At 62.1% G+C, this 14,811-nt stretch carries 11 protein-coding genes; 3 read left to right on the top strand and 8 right to left on the bottom strand.

Annotated features, from left to right (window positions below; genetic code table 11):
* Positions 1-109: 109 nt before the first annotated feature.
* Both trxB and trxA read left to right on the top strand, forming a co-directional pair.
* Positions 110-1,066, top strand: a complete 957-nt coding sequence (gene trxB, locus AC1MED_RS00755) for a thioredoxin-disulfide reductase (RefSeq protein ID WP_479784913.1) — start codon at positions 110-112, stop codon at positions 1,064-1,066.
* A 37-nt stretch (positions 1,067-1,103) separates the two neighbouring features.
* Positions 1,104-1,430 carry a thioredoxin gene (trxA, locus tag AC1MED_RS00760; protein ID WP_479784915.1) on the top strand — a complete coding sequence of 109 codons (327 nt, stop codon included), beginning with the start codon at positions 1,104-1,106 and terminating at the stop codon, positions 1,428-1,430.
* Positions 1,431-7,087: 5,657 nt separating this feature from the next.
* Here the strand turns inward: trxA and AC1MED_RS00765 are convergent.
* The 8 genes from AC1MED_RS00765 to rpmH form a co-directional block, all read right to left on the bottom strand.
* A complete protein-coding gene (locus tag AC1MED_RS00765) occupies positions 7,088-8,389 on the bottom strand; it encodes a ParB/RepB/Spo0J family partition protein (protein ID WP_479784917.1) in 1,302 nt (433 codons plus the stop codon).
* A gap of 68 nt (positions 8,390-8,457) precedes the next feature.
* Positions 8,458-9,525, bottom strand: coding sequence for a ParA family protein (locus tag AC1MED_RS00770; RefSeq protein ID WP_479784918.1), 1,068 nt, complete (start codon positions 9,523-9,525; stop codon positions 8,458-8,460).
* Between the two features lie 85 nt (positions 9,526-9,610).
* Entirely contained in the window at positions 9,611-10,261 is a 651-nt protein-coding gene (gene rsmG, locus AC1MED_RS00775; protein ID WP_479784920.1) for a 16S rRNA (guanine(527)-N(7))-methyltransferase RsmG, read from the bottom strand.
* A gap of 16 nt (positions 10,262-10,277) precedes the next feature.
* The gene (locus AC1MED_RS00780; RefSeq protein ID WP_479784922.1) at positions 10,278-10,889 is read right to left on the bottom strand and encodes a Jag family protein; all 612 of its coding nucleotides are present in this window, start codon (positions 10,887-10,889) and stop codon (positions 10,278-10,280) included.
* Complete coding sequence (gene yidC, locus AC1MED_RS00785) at positions 10,889-11,869, bottom strand: membrane protein insertase YidC (RefSeq protein ID WP_479784924.1); 981 nt, start codon at positions 11,867-11,869, stop codon at positions 10,889-10,891. The genes AC1MED_RS00780 and yidC overlap by 1 nt, the downstream gene beginning before the upstream one ends.
* 16 nt (positions 11,870-11,885) lie before the next feature.
* Positions 11,886-12,293 carry a membrane protein insertion efficiency factor YidD gene (gene yidD / locus AC1MED_RS00790; protein ID WP_479784926.1) on the bottom strand — a complete coding sequence of 136 codons (408 nt, stop codon included), beginning with the start codon at positions 12,291-12,293 and terminating at the stop codon, positions 11,886-11,888.
* On the bottom strand, positions 12,286-12,696 hold the full coding sequence (gene rnpA, locus AC1MED_RS00795) for a ribonuclease P protein component (protein ID WP_346958747.1): 411 nt from the start codon (positions 12,694-12,696) through the stop codon (positions 12,286-12,288). The genes yidD and rnpA overlap by 8 nt, the downstream gene beginning before the upstream one ends.
* A gap of 41 nt (positions 12,697-12,737) precedes the next feature.
* Positions 12,738-12,875, bottom strand: a complete 138-nt coding sequence (rpmH, locus tag AC1MED_RS00800; RefSeq protein ID WP_003800212.1) for a 50S ribosomal protein L34 — start codon at positions 12,873-12,875, stop codon at positions 12,738-12,740.
* 466 nt (positions 12,876-13,341) lie between these two features.
* Between rpmH and dnaA the strand changes: the two genes are divergently transcribed.
* Positions 13,342-14,763, top strand: a complete 1,422-nt coding sequence (gene dnaA / locus AC1MED_RS00805; protein ID WP_346958746.1) for a chromosomal replication initiator protein DnaA — start codon at positions 13,342-13,344, stop codon at positions 14,761-14,763.
* Positions 14,764-14,811: the final 48 nt, after the last annotated feature.

Genomic DNA, 14,811 nt, shown 5'->3' on the forward strand with positions numbered 1-14,811 from the left:
CCCTGCCCTAGCGCCGGGCCGGGCGGAATATTCAGCTACCCACCATAGTTGTGCCATGTGGCCGGCCACCCTGGCGGGCGCATCGATAAAGGAAGAGGTTCACCGTTCAGTGACCAACGCAGAAAACACCGCGTCCGAAGTACGTGATGTCATCATCGTCGGCTCCGGACCGGCGGGCTACACGGCCGCGGTGTACACGGCACGCGCCAACCTGAAACCGCTGCTCTTGGCCGGGTCCGTTACCGCCGGCGGTGAACTGATGAACACCACCGACGTCGAAAACTACCCGGGTTTCCCGGACGGCATCATGGGTCCGGACCTGATGGAAAACTTCGAGAAGCAGGCCGCGCGCTTCGGTACCGAGATCCAGTTTGAGGACGTCACCGAACTGGATCTCGACGGCGATATCAAGACCGTCACGATTGCCACGGGAGAGACCTTCCAGGCACGGTCCATTATCCTGTCGACCGGTTCCGCCTACCGCGAGCTCGGCCTGCCCAACGAAAAGCGCCTTTCCGGCCACGGCGTGAGCTGGTGTGCAACCTGCGACGGTTTCTTCTTCAAGGATCAGGACATCGCGGTGATTGGCGGCGGCGACTCGGCGATGGAAGAGGCACTGTTCCTCACCAAGTTCGCAAAGTCGGTCACCGTGGTGCACCGCCGCGACACCCTGCGTGCCTCCAAGATCATGGCCGACCGCGCCCTGGCCCACGAGAAGATCAACTTCATCTGGAACAGCGGTGTGGAGGACGTGCTCGGCGGCGACAAGGTCACCGGGCTCCGGTTGAAGAACCTGCTTGACGGCACCGAAACCGAACTCGCCGTCACCGGCGTGTTCGTCGCGATCGGAAACGATCCTCGCACCGACCTCGTCAAGGGCAAGCTGGACCTTTCGCCCGAAGGCACCATCGCCGTTGACGGCCGCACCTCCAAAACCAGCGTCCGGGGCGTCTTCGCCGCCGGCGACGTGATCGACCCGACCTACCGCCAGGCCATCACGGCTTCGGGATCCGGCTGTGTCGCAGCCCTCGACGTCGAGCACTACCTCGCTGACCTCCACGCCTAATCAGCGCGCGGCAATCACCCAAGAGAGAGACAAGGTTATGAGCAACGCTAAAGATGTAACAGACGCCAGCTTCGGCACCGACGTGCTGGGAGCCGACAAGCCCGTCATCGTCGATTTCTGGGCCGAATGGTGCGGACCCTGCCGCAAGCTCAGCCCGATCCTCGACGAGATCTCCGTTGAGTACGGTGAAAAGGTCAACGTCGTCAAGGTCAACGTTGATGACAACCCGGCGATCGCTGCCGAATACGGCATCACCTCCATCCCCGCCGTTTACCTGTTCCAGGGCGGCGAAGTGAAGGGCACCGTCATTGGCGCCCGGCCAAAGCAGTTCTTCGAAAAGGAATTCGCGGACTTCCTGTCCTAACCTGCTCCCGCGCTGGCCCCGCGCTGGCCGGTTGATCCGGCCGAAGGGTCAGCAGCCGGGCGGTGGCCCCCACTTTAGAAGTGGGGGCCACCGCCTTTTTCCGGGCCTCCTGCGTGGCTGAACGGATCGGCGCGCTTCCCGGTGCGGGCCCCGGGGGCGCAGGACCCTTGTGGGCTGCATTTGCTGGCCGGCCGAGGCGGCGTGGCGGCGTGCCGCCTGCGGCGGCTGGCCGCTGGCCAGCGTCAAACCGGAGCTGGCGCATTGACGGGGATGAAACCTAAAGTCGTTAATCGAGCTGTATGAATTCCCTGGAATTGGACACGACGACACCTACAGCATCCGGCACACGGCAGCAGGCGGACACCAGCCTTTGATGAGCTCAGATTGCTAGGAATCACCGGCCGTTGAGCAAAAAACCTGCTGATTGCAGCGTGATCCAGGGGCACCCGCGGGGCCGGCGCCGCGCCAAGAGAGGCCTCCCGCCCCGCGCGCGAGAAGGGCCGGCAGGCCGGCGCGGTCGGCCGCGCATCGCTGGGACGGAACGGCTTGAACGCGGCGGGCGACCTAGGTTCGCCGACGCTAGTAGGCCGGCTCTCATCTAACCAAGTTTCCGGGGGAGTTAAGTTTTGCAATAGGCCGGTCCTGCTTTGCTTTCTTCGTCACTATCATCAGACCTCCCGCGATAGGCGTCCCAGCGGGTGCATGTTTCACGTGAAACCGGAGGGCCCGCTTGGGGACCGTGTTGTCCTAAGATCCGGGCCCAAAATGCCCCTGGGATGCTGCCTTCGTTCGTATGTTTCCTCGCACCGTCCTCAACACAGTCATTCTCGGTACGTACCTAGGGGACCGTTGGCAATGTTTCACGTGAAACCTTGATTGGCGGGCCGTCAGGAACTCCATACACGCTTTGCGCGACGGCCCGGGTTCAGAACAGATTCCTCGTGCGCGCTGGGCCGTGTCTCCGCACCTTACCGCAGGAAGACAGGATTTCGGCACCACGGACAAGCCGATCGTCGCGATTTCGGCCATCCTCTGGAAGCGGCCGTCGATCATGACCTAGGTGGGCGGATCCAGACCGTTCGCGGGGCCCTCCGGGAACGTCTCTGAGAAGACACAGGTACTAGCCCCCCAATCGCGGTGCGGCTGTGAAGTGGTCCTACCGCCGCGCTAAGGCTTGTCGTACCCCCGGAGTGCAGCTGTCCAGACCAGGACGGTGATAGATCATCCTTGAACAAAGTGGGTTGGACGCCCGCCCAGGGTCATGTTTCACGTGAAACGCTCACCGGACAGCCGTCAACATGGATATCGCAGCGGAGCCATCGATCCAAGTGGCTGACGCGCGAATTCACCGTTCATTCCGATAGACAGCTATCAAAAGGATAATCAGCTCGAGGACCAGCGGCGTCGGCACACACCGTAAGCCTCGACGCGCATGCCCACGCCGGGCCAGATCAACGCAGACCCCCTCGCGGAGGTGGCCTCAACGCGCGTATCCGCGCAGGGCCAGACCTTACAGGGCCACACCGGCTGAGCCCCTTCGTGGGGTGCACTCAACGCGCGTATCCGCACAGCCAGACCGCCTGAGCCCTTTCGCGGGTGCCCTCTGCGCTTCCGCTTGGTGGAGAACCACAACCGGGTTGAGAACGAATCCTAAAGAAACAGGGGAGCCCGCCACTCAACGATCTGGCGTCCTGGACCGCGCCACGGACAAAACCCAGCTCCCGTCGAATGGCGGACCCCGTATCGTCTTGTTTCACGTGAAACATAGAACCAGCGCGAGGTACTGCACTTAATGAGTGCGCGGAGGTCGCTCTGTAGCAGATTTCCACGCTGCTGGACTGTCCTGAGCCTTGGGAAGCCGCGCCGCTTAGTTCACCCAAAAGCCTCACTCAGGCGGCCTACACCTTGTGGAAGCTTCCACGGCGGAGCCGAGAAATCAATGCGGGTTGAGGAGTCGGCAGGGGACCATGCCCCGACAATAGGAGCGAGAAGGGCAGAGAGAACAGCTCAGGCGGCCTCTGAACTGAACCTATGTCAGTCAGCCCGGGGACATCCCATGCAGTCGCAGGTCACGTCGCAACCGGTTCTTGCGTCTGGCATGCCGACGTCCTCATGGCAGTAAAGCGGTGTCACTTTGCCACAGCGGTCTGCCTCTCCAGAGCCCGCAGCTGCCCGCCTATTCAGAGCAAGCGGACGACCTCGCCCACATGAGATCGGGTCCCAGCCTCTTGGACCAAATGCGTGACACGCGTCAACTCGGCACAAACCATCAAACAACCCATGGATTTCTTGGCAGGACTCACGACCATGCGGGCGCCAAATCGCGGAGCTCCACGGCCGCACCGGGGCCAACCCGGTTATCAGGGGATGTCAGCGCGGGCTCTGCAGGAATCAAAATGCGTTGCCGTCCGGAGGCCCAGCGGCAACAGGCCATGCTGCCGTACGGAGGTCCTACCGACAGCAGTTCCTGCAGCCGTCCGGAGGTCCCAGGGGAAGCGGGTCCTGCTACTCCCGCTTGCCCGATCAGGACCGCCACAACGCAGGTGACCCGATGGCCCCTCCTGGTACTCCGCCGGCGCGGGTCGGATCTACCCGTCCCACCGAAAGCAAGGCATGCAGTGTTGTTTTGGTCGGGCTGACCTGGGGCACCTCCTCGTCTCCTGCCACCACCTCGACAACCCTTCCACCGCGGAGGTGCCCAGCCTTCCAGCGCCATCCGGGCGGCCCCATACACGTGACCCACCGCCATACAGCTCCACGCCAAACTCCCCAGCTGCATCATCGCTGGCTGAGCGTATGGGTCGGTCACGACAACGGGGTCCGACAAAACTATCTGACTTGTTCTGCGGTGGGGTGTGTGAAAGCACGGCATAAAATCTGCACACGGGTTCGGGCGCTGGTTCTCATTACTCGAGAGCGACCCCCTCTGCCGTATGACGTCAGCCCGACTCTACTTCCACGACGGCGGGGAAGGGGCCCTCAAGTGGGAGGAGTAACCAGTTCACTGGCCCGGCCGGCCGTGGCTTGCCGATAGTTATACACATAGTTATCCACATGCCGCCGAGATATTACGCACAGCTCTATCCTCAGGTCTTACGCTGCAGATACCCGGCCTCAGCGGAGTGCCAACGATCGTTGTCTCAGGATCCGCAAATCCGGCGTCCGACCTCTATTAGAGCGTCCATAGTGCGGGGACGCTCAACCCGCCTAGATCATCGAAAATTTAACCACAGTACGGGGATTTTGGAAGCACAGCCGGGTGTAGTGAGTTGTCGTCACAAACTCTTCTCACCGTTTCACGTGAAACATGACCTACCCAGCTCTGGGGCCAGCCCTACCTGACTTCAGCGACCCACCATGCCCCTAGGGTCGGCGCGCCTGAGTCGCAGCAGGCCCGGAATAATCCACAAAGTTATCCACAGCGATATCCACCGGCATATCCCATCCAATCGATCGTGTTCCGGCCGCCGTGAAGACCTACCTAGTGACCCCGATGCCTGGCCGCTAAAAGGGGGTCAGCCAACGAATCCCGCGAAGCGCGAGACCATAGCCAGTTCCACCACAGAGTTCGGACCCGCCTAAAAGCCCAGGGCCTGCGCAGCAACTCCGAGCCAGGAGTTTCTCCTAGGTTCCCAAAAGTAGAACCTCCCAACCAGGTGGATGGGGCCCTCTCGGGTCGGACAAGCCAAGGACTGGCGGAACATCAGCTTGGGCCGAAGAAGGCGCGCGGAAGGCGTCACAGTCAACGGTCGCTCATCCGACTGCGGGCTGCATCAACGCCATCAACTCGGGGACGAACACCCAGCCAAGTGGCCAGGAACGTGTCTGCCCGAGAAACTTCTCCGGGGGAGCGGGCCCAAAGTCGCGTCACCCTTCGTGAAGAATGGTTGAGCCTCCCGAGCTGCCACGGAGTGCCAAGCAATATCGCCGCAGCACTGATCTAGGGGCAACCCGCCCACTGACAGTTAGCTGTGAGACCAGCACTTTACAGAGGACGCTGACCTGTCCATCACACCCATCAAACGCTACGTATCCGATCAGCACGGCATAGAAGTCCCTCCGCCTGCTGATCACCACGGCACCGCTACTATGCGTCTACTTGCCGCGAATCCAGCAGTCCCAGCTGTTCGCCAGGCCACAGCTCGATCAGCATCTTGGGCAATTTCCTGCGGCTCCTGCTGGTCGCATGTTTAGTTCGAGGCCCAGCGCCATGAGTCTCAACTACTCGCTCCGCTCAAGCGCCACAGCGCCCTAGACGCCGTCCGCTGGCATCTAGGCGCGAACAGCAGAAAGAAGAGGGGAGACTGCGCAGCACTGCTGGTGATCCCTAGAGCGGCCGAGACGGCGTAAGGACTGACGGGAAGTCAGTTGAACTCGAGAAGCGCAGGGCCGTCACCTAGCAGCCGAAGGTGATGTAGTGACCATACCCGTCTCAACGAGTCTTCCGCTTGTCACTGCCTCGGACACTCAGCGGACTCCAGCAATAATTGACCACACCGCGCCTTGTTTCACGTGAAACATCTCGGAAAAGCTGACACTGACATGGGGCTAGATTTCCACCGGAGCCCCACGATGAGGTTTCATCAGGCATGCTGCGGACTGCCGCGTCCCACCCCCTCACCAGCGTGGCCCTGATCTCGGGACTGTACGGGCTAACCCGCTCAAGAGTGACCCGGTCATAAGAACTGACTGGACTCTTCGGTAGCCTCAGGAAAGTCCGCCTCTTGCGGTAGTTCCCCTCGTGGCGTGCAACAGCGGCCCTTTTCATATTTAGCAATTAGTTCCAAAGGCCATGAGCGCTGAAGATCTCAGCCCACCTGGACCTTGAAGGGATTACCCTTTCATGCGCACTTAGTGCCCGCGAAGCCTATTCCTGCCTCAGTCGTCGACTCTCCGCAATCCACGCATAAGCACTACACGGATAACGAGGTGGGGCCGTGGAGCACTGAGGCCTACCGACGCGGGCGGGCAGCCGAAAACGGGGACAGCAACTGCTGCTGCATGTTGATTCGGCAGGCCTGGGGGTGTTTCACGTGAAACACCTCAGACCACTTGAATCGTAAAGGAGACAATGATGATGCCTGCTCGGTGCTGTCTGGACAGGAGTTCGCAGATTCCTTGCGGTGTAACTGCGCGTTCAGCGATTACACTTCGGTTGATCACCCCCCGCCCAGAATACCGCCCGCCGCATGGACGCGTACGGTCAACCGTCGACGCACCGCCCGGTAACGACGATGCGGAAATCCAGCTGCTTCAAGCCGTGGGGGACGCCCACAACGCCCACAAGCTCTGCAAAGAGCCCCAACCAGCTACGCTGAGGCCTACCCGCTCATGCAGCCCCGAGGGCCTCTACGGCGCCTCCAGACAGGCACCGGACCCAGGCGGGTTCCTCTGGGGCTCCGATAGTCACCACACAAGGGCCCGGGACTCTGCCAATCGCAGACCCTAGGTTCCAGGCCCCAGCTTCCAGGGCATCGTTTAGCGCCCGCCTACTCGAGGACCTGCACCTGCGCGGAGACGCGTCCCCAACAGCCGCAGACGGAGAGGGGAGCCCGGCCTAACTAAAGAACATGCTGGCATATCTGCAGGGTCTGAGCACAAAAAAACAGGCTCTGTTTCACGTGAAACAGAGCCTGTACGCCGAAGGCAGTGGTCGCTTAGCTTGGACTTCCCGGCGTAAGCACTTCCATGATCCGATTTAGGTCCTCTACGCTGGCGAATTCAATGCTTACGCGTCCCTTGCGGGCACCCAATGAAATCTTCACGTTGGTGTCCAAGCGGTCAGACAGTGAGGAAGCCAGATAATCCAAGCGCTCGTGCCGCGCACCCGGACGCGGGATGTTGTTCTTCGTAGGAGCTGCCGGGCTCTGGTACAGCGTTACAGCTTCCTCGGTGGCGCGGACCGACATGCCTTCAGCAACGATCTTCTGCGCCAGACGTTCCATGGCCGCTGCATCGGGGAGGGCGAGAAGGGCGCGCGCGTGCCCCGCCGAAATGACGCCGGCACCCACCCGCCGCTGCACCAACGGCGGGAGCTTGAGCAGCCGAAGGGTATTGGATACCTGGGGCCGCGACCGACCAATACGATCGGCCAGCTGCTCGTGTGTGGTTCCGAAGTCCTCCAGCAGCTGCTGGTAGGCCGCTGCTTCTTCGAGCGGGTTCAGCTGGCTGCGGTGGAGGTTCTCCAACAGCGCATCGCGAAGCAGGTCATCATCGGTGGTATCGCGGACAATCGCGGGGATTGTTTCCAGGCCGGCAGCCTGCACTGCACGCCAGCGGCGTTCACCCATGACGAGCTCATACGGTTCGCCACCTTCCTCGGTTGAAGTCCGCACCACAATTGGCTGGAGGACACCAATTTCGCGAACCGAGTGCACGAGCTCCGCCATGTCGTCCTCATCGAAGACTGAGCGCGGCTGCTTGCGGTTGGGGTGGATGTCCAACACCGCGATTTCCGCAAAACGGACGCCCGGGACCTCAACCAGATCCACCCCATTGTCTGCGGCGTCGACCTCGGCCGCAGAAGCGGTCCGCGCGTCGGCGTCGTCCGCGTCCTGTGTACCGGTCCGGGCCGCAGATGCCTTGCGGGCGGGTGCCTTCTTGGCGGCAGCACCGGCCGACGTTGCAGGACGCGACTCCTTGGCGGCTGAGCTCTTGGCCGCAGTCGTGGACGGAGCAGCCGCCTCGGCAGCCTGGTCTGGAGCTGCGGTGCCCGAAAGTGCTTCCGGTGCGGAAGACGCCGTCGTCTTCTCTGCCGGGGCAGCCGGGGCAGCCGGGGCTGCCGTCGTTTCGGCGGTCTCTTCCATCAACACCGCATCGGAGCTTCGCTTCCTGGCCTCCGGGAAGAACAAATCCACGGGCCGGGACGGCGCGGAACCGTTTCCGGAGGCGTTAGCCGAGGCGGAACTTGGAATCAGCGCGCCAAGTCCACGGCCGAGGCCGCGTCGCTTATCGCTCATGGATAAATCCCTCCAGTGGAAGAGCCCGGCAGACCGCGGCTCTGGCTAGTGCAATTGTTGAGAAGATTCTAACGTTCAGCAATTTCCGCTGCGGCTTCCAAATAGGAAAGAGCGCCGCTGGAGGAAGGGTCGTAGGTCATCACGGTCTGCTGGTAGCTCGGCGCCTCCGAAATGCGCACCGAGCGAGGAACCACAGCTCCGAGGACCTGCTCCGGGAAGTGTTCACGAACCTCTGCGGCCACCTGGGCGGCGAGGTTGGTTCGACCGTCGTACATCGTCAGCAGGATGGTTGAAACCACCAGGTCGGCATTGAGGTGCTTCTGGATCATTTCGATGTTCTTGAGCAGCTGGCTCAGCCCTTCGAGTGCATAATATTCGCACTGGATCGGGATCAGGACCTCACTGGCCGCGCAGAATGCGTTGACCGTCAGGAGTCCCAGGCTCGGCGGGCAGTCGATGAAGATGTAATCAAGCCGTTCCTCACCGTTCTTGGCGCGTTCCTTGGCGTAGACGTCGATGGCGCGCCGGAGCCGCTGCTCACGGGCAACCAGGCTGACCAGCTCGATCTCGGCACCGGCCAGGTGGATCGTGGCCGGGGCGCAGATCAGCTTGGCGATATCCGGGCAAGGCGCCACAACGTCCTGCAGCGGCACGTCATTGATGAGGACGTCGTAGATGCTGTCGACGTCGGCGTGGTGTTCTATACCCAGTGCGGTTGAGGCGTTGCCCTGCGGATCGATGTCGATCACCAGCACGTTGAGGCCGGCGGCAGCGAGGGCCGCGGCAATGTTGACCGTGGTGGTTGTCTTACCCACCCCGCCCTTTTGGTTCGAGACGGTGAAGATGCGGGTCCTCTCCGGCTTCGGCAATTCACGGCCGAGCAGGCGTTCCCGGCGCTTGTTTTCGTGTGCCAGTTCGCGCGCGATCGGGCTGGAGTCGTCAATGGAGTCCAGGACGTTGGCTACCGACGAGCTTGAGGTTTCACGTGAAACGCTGGCAACCGCTGGGGCTGCTGCAACCGATCCGGTTTGCTTAGCGGAAATGCTGTGAGTGAGGGCGGGCGCGGAAAAGGCCCGTGCGGACCCCAGGGACACAAACGGCGGAATCCGTTGTGTGGAGGCTTCGCTACTGCTCACTTGACACTCTCGCTCTCATTCGGCTTTTACTGCCGGTTACTAGCCTAACCTCTTACCCTGGAAGACCGAGGGCACCGGGCTGGTGCTACGCAATCTTTCGAGGCTTGTTCACAACGATTCGGACGACTGTTGTGGGTTCCTCGAGGAGGTCCTCACCGACCACAACCACAGAGGTCTCGACGCCGCCCAACTTTCGGATCACCTTGGCGGCTTTCTCAATCTCCTCGCCGGCGCTGCGCCCCTTGATCGCGACAACTTCGCCCTTGCCGCCAAGCAGCGGAATGGTCAGTCCTGCCAGGTTGGAAAGGGCGGAAACGGCCCGCGCGGTGACAACATCGGCAGTTACTTGGCCCACGGCCAGTTCCGCACGGGTCCGCATCACTGTGACGTTCTCCAGGCCGAGGTCATCGACCACTTCCTGCAGCCAGATCACCCGACGCTCAAGCGGTTCAATCAGGGTCAGTTCCAGGTCTGGCCGCGCGATGGCGAGGCAAAGTCCTGGGAGACCGGCCCCGCTGCCGACGTCGGCGACGTGGCTTCCCGGGGCAATCTCACGTTCAATGACTGCGCAGTTAAGCACATGCCGGCTCCACAGACGCGGCACTTCGCGGGGGCCGATCAGGCCCCGTTCCGTGCCGGAGGTGGCCAGATGCTCAACGTAACGCTTCGCCAGCTCCAGCCGGTCACCAAAAATAGCCTCTGCGGCCTTCAATTCGGCCGCGTTAATCTCCACCATCAAGCTACCCTGCGAATCAGTCTGCGGAGACAACAATGTGGCGGTCGGCGCCTTCGCCTTCGGATTCGCTGACAAACCCGAGATCGGCCACGGCGTCGTGCACAATCTTGCGTTCGTAGGCGCTCATGGGGGCCAGCGCCACCGCCGCGCCGGTCTCCTTGACCGAGGCGATCGCGTCTTCGGCGATCTGTTGCAGGTCACCGGCCCGGTCTGCCCGGTAGCCGTTGATGTCCAGGACCAGGCGGGAGCGGTTCTCCGTGGCGGAGAGCACCGCGAGGCGGGTCAGCTCCTGGAGGGCTTCGAGTACCTCGCCGTCGCGGCCCACGAGGTTCTCCAGGCCGGAGCCCTCCTCCTCGGCAACGATGGAGATGTAGGTGCGGCCGTTGCGCACCTCGATGTCGATGTCACCGTCGATGTCGGCGATGTCGAGCAATTCCTCGAGGTAGTCCGCGGCGACGTCGCCCTCTTCCTCCAGCCGGCTCGCCGACGTACCCTTCGCGGAGCCCGCACCGGCATCCTCGGAGTCGGACCCGGCCTCGCCGACGCCGTCCTCCTGGACACTGTCCTGCAAGTCGTCGTCGACGGGCGTCTCGGCGGAAATAGCGTGTTCGGTGCTCTCGGCAGACATTACTTCCTCTTCCTGTTCTTGCGCTGGGGCTGGACGCGCTGGCTCTTCGCGGCGGCGACGGCGGCCGCCGCCGCGGCAGCCGCTTCAGCCTCGGCGTCGGCCTTCTTGGCGCCCATCAGGGGCAGGGACGGCATTCCCTTGGCGGCACGGCGCTCGGCGAGGGCCTTCGCGGCCGGGGATCCCGGCGTCGGCATCCGGCGGATGACAAAGAACTGCTGGCCCATGGTCCAAAGGTTCGTGGTGGTCCAGTAGATCAGGACACCGATGGGGAAGTTGATTCCGCCGATACCGAAGACGAGCGGCAGGATGTACAGCATCATCTTCTGCTGCTTCATGAACGGGCTCGCCATGGCCTCTTCGGACATGTTTTTGGCCATGATCTGCTTCTGGGTGATGAACTGCGAGGCCGTCATAGCCAGGATCATCACGATCGACAGTATCCAGACCGCCACCTGGTTGCCGCCACCGCCGTGGAGCAGGGACGCCGACAGCGGGGCGCCGAAGATGCTGGACTCGTCGAACTGAACCACCTGGTCGTGGCTCAGGGCGCCGATGCCCTTACCGGTGGTCTTGGCGTTACTGATACCCGAGAGCACCTGGAAGAGGGCAAAGAAGAACGGCATCTGGATCAGCATCGGCAAGCACGCCGAGAAGGGGTTGGTGCCGTGCTTCTTGTACATGGCCATCTGTTCCTGCGCCATGGCCTGGCGGGAGAGCTGGTCGGTCTTGCCCTTGTACTTGTCCTGAAGCTTCTTCAGATCCGGCTGCAGCAGCTGCATGCCGCGCTGGGCCTTGATCTGCTTGACGAACACGGGGATCAGGGCGGCACGGATGACCAGCACCAGCCCGATGATGGACAGCGTCCACGTCCAGCCGTTGGCGGCCGGGAGGCCGATGGCGCTCAGTCCATCGTGGAAGCCCACCATAATGATGGAAACCAGCCACTTGAACGGAAACATGATTGTTTCAAAGAAGTCCATACGATATCCCTATTCGTCAGGCCGCCGAGCGGCCTTCTCCATCAGACCGAGCAGCCAGGTACTTGTCCGGGTTGTTCAGTACAACAATTCTGGGGGTGTGGCCGTCGGGCCACTCCCGGTGCCCGGCGGGGACATGGTCCACACCGCCGGAATTCCATGGGTGGCAGCGCGCGAGGCGCCGGGCCGCGAGCCAGCTGCCCTTGACGGCGCCGTGCACCGTCACCGCCTCCAGCGCGTACGCCGAGCAGCTGGGGAAAAAGCGGCAGACCTGTCCATACAGCGGGGACACCACTTTGCGGTAGGCCACCAGCAATACGATCAGGAGGTTGCGGGGCAGATTCCAGATCGCCCGGCCCAGCCAGGCTGCGGCGGCTTTAAGGCGGGATCCAGGAACAGGGACGACGGCGGCAGTTGAGTTACGCACGCGGGGTCCCTTCCTGTGTTGTCTCGTAAGAAACTGTAGAAGCGGCCTGTGGAAGGCGGCTGCCCAACCGTTTCATGGTTGTCTCCAAAGCAGCGTCATAGTCACCCAACAGATCATCCCAGCCGGCAGCTGCCGAGGCGGGCAGTGCCCGGACTACGATAGCGAACCCGCTGGGATATTTCTGCAGCGACAAGGCGCCGGCTTCTCTTAGTCTCCTCTTAACGAGGTTCCTGACAACAGCGTTCCCAACACTCTTGGAAACGATGAAACCGATCCGGCTTGGTTCATCGGCAGCGAGAGCTGCCGCATATAACACTAAGTTCCGGCGTCCATTGCGGACGCCGGAACGTACAGTTGTTGAAAAATCGGTAGGGGTCCTCAGACGGTTCCGGGTGGCTAGCACCGTTCAACTCGCATAGGGATGGTGACCGACGAGTCAGTTATTTAGGCCGACAGCTCGGTGCGGCCCTTGCCACGACGGGCTGCCAGGATGGCACGGCCGGCACGGGTACGCATACGAAGGCGGAAGCCGTGCTTCTTGGCTCGACGGCGGTTATTCGGCTGAAAAGTCCGCTTGCTCACGTTAGTTACTCCAGTGGATCAAAGGTGCGCCCACCCGATCAAAAAAGGGGAAGAACTGGCCGACGCTAAGTTTTGTATGTGCCGCCTCCCTCGACTCGCAAGACGCAGGCGTCGGGGAGAGATTCAAATGAGGCGAAAAGCGGACACAAAGGACTTCACAACGTTAGGGGAAAAACGCCCCCGGAGTCAAACCGGACGCTGGCCCGCCGCTTGTCCCCAGCTGTGGTTAACCGCGCCGCCTGCCTGTGGATGAAGTGCGTCACGCGCCCCGATTTGGAACCACACCCGTGTAATTATCCACAGGGCTGATCCCAGCTATCTTCTAGGCTTTTGATCCCCTAGAGTGTCCCAGTAGCCGATTATCCACGGACTGTGCACAACCCTGTGGATTATGCCGGGGCCAGCAGTCTGGTTCGGTCTTGTGGCTGCAGGTAACGCAGGCAAGCAAGGTTTGAGGAACTGATTGATGACGGTAGACGAAGCCAACCACGCGAACACCGTCGGAAGTTCCTGGCGGCGGGTGGTCAGCCTTCTCGAGAACGACCACCGGGTCACACCCCGGCAGCGTGGCTTCGTAATCCTCGCCCAGGCCCAGGGCCTCATCGGCTCCACCCTGCTGGTCGCCGTCCCCAATGAACTCACCCGGGAGGTGCTCCAGACGCAGGTCAAGGAAGCCCTCGACGACGCCCTGCGGGACGTCTTCTCCGATGAGATCCGCTGCGCGATCGACGTCGACACCGACCTGGTGCCGCTTCACGTCGAGCCGGAACCCACCGCCGAACTTTCCCTGGTTGCCGATCCCTTGGTGGAGCTGAAGCCGCAGCCGATGCTGCCGAGCACGTCCCATGAATTTGGCCGGCTCAACCCAAAGTATGTCTTCGACACCTTCGTAATCGGTTCCTCCAACCGCTTTGCGCACGCCGCCGCCGTCGCCGTCGCCGAAGCGCCCGCCAAGGCGTACAACCCGCTCTTCATCTACGGGGACTCCGGGCTGGGCAAAACCCACCTGCTGCACGCGATCGGCCATTACGCACGCCGCCTCTACAGCGGCATCCGGGTCCGCTACGTGAACTCCGAGGAATTCACCAACGACTTCATCAACTCGATCCGCGACGATGAAGGCACCAGCTTCAAGACCACTTACCGCAACGTGGACGTCCTGCTGATCGATGACATCCAGTTCCTGGCCGGCAAGGACCGGACGCTGGAGGAGTTCTTCCACACCTTCAACGCGCTGCACAACAACAACAAGCAGGTGGTCATCACCTCCGACCAGCCGCCCAAGCTGCTCGCCGGCTTCGAGGACCGGATGAAGTCCCGCTTCGAGTGGGGCCTGCTCACCGACATCCAGCCGCCGGAACTGGAAACCCGCATCGCGATCCTCCGCAAGAAGGCGCTGAGCGAGGGTCTGTCCGCCCCGGACGATGCCCTGGAGTACATCGCATCGAAAATCTCCAGCAACATCCGTGAACTGGAGGGCGCGCTCATCCGCGTCACGGCGTTCGCGAGCCTGAACCGGCAACCGGTGGACGTGGCACTGGCCGAGATGGTGCTCAAGGACCTGATCACGGACGACGGCGCCCAGGAAATCACCTCAGCGCAGATCCTGACCCAGACCGCCGATTACTTCAAGCTCACCATGGAAGAACTCTGCAGCAAGTCCCGCACCCGGACCCTGGTCACGGCCAGGCAGATCGCAATGTACCTGTGCCGGGAGCTCACCGACATGTCATTGCCCAAGATTGGCCAGGAACTCGGCGGCCGCGACCACACCACGGTGATCCACGCCGACCGGAAGATCCGTGAACTGATGGCCGAACGCCGTGTGATCTACAACCAGGTCACCGAGCTGACCAACCGGATCAAACAGCAGCAGCGCAATTCCTAAGCATCGCTGCCGGCGCACTCTTACCTTATTAACAGGGGGCTGTGGACA

This window comes from Arthrobacter sp. BI5, from assembly GCF_056680065.1.

Excerpts from the sequence above, each read along its gene's own strand:
- trxA (WP_479784915.1), top strand. The coding sequence starts at position 1,104 with ATGAGCAACGCTAAAGATGTAACAGACGCCAGCTTCGGCACCGACGTG.
- AC1MED_RS00765 (WP_479784917.1), bottom strand. The coding sequence starts at position 8,389 with ATGAGCGATAAGCGACGCGGCCTCGGCCGTGGACTTGGCGCGCTGATT.
- rsmG (WP_479784920.1), bottom strand. The coding sequence starts at position 10,261 with ATGGTGGAGATTAACGCGGCCGAATTGAAGGCCGCAGAGGCTATTTTT.
- AC1MED_RS00780 (WP_479784922.1), bottom strand. The coding sequence starts at position 10,889 with ATGTCTGCCGAGAGCACCGAACACGCTATTTCCGCCGAGACGCCCGTC.
- yidC (WP_479784924.1), bottom strand. The coding sequence starts at position 11,869 with ATGGACTTCTTTGAAACAATCATGTTTCCGTTCAAGTGGCTGGTTTCC.
- dnaA (WP_346958746.1), top strand. The coding sequence starts at position 13,342 with ATGACGGTAGACGAAGCCAACCACGCGAACACCGTCGGAAGTTCCTGG.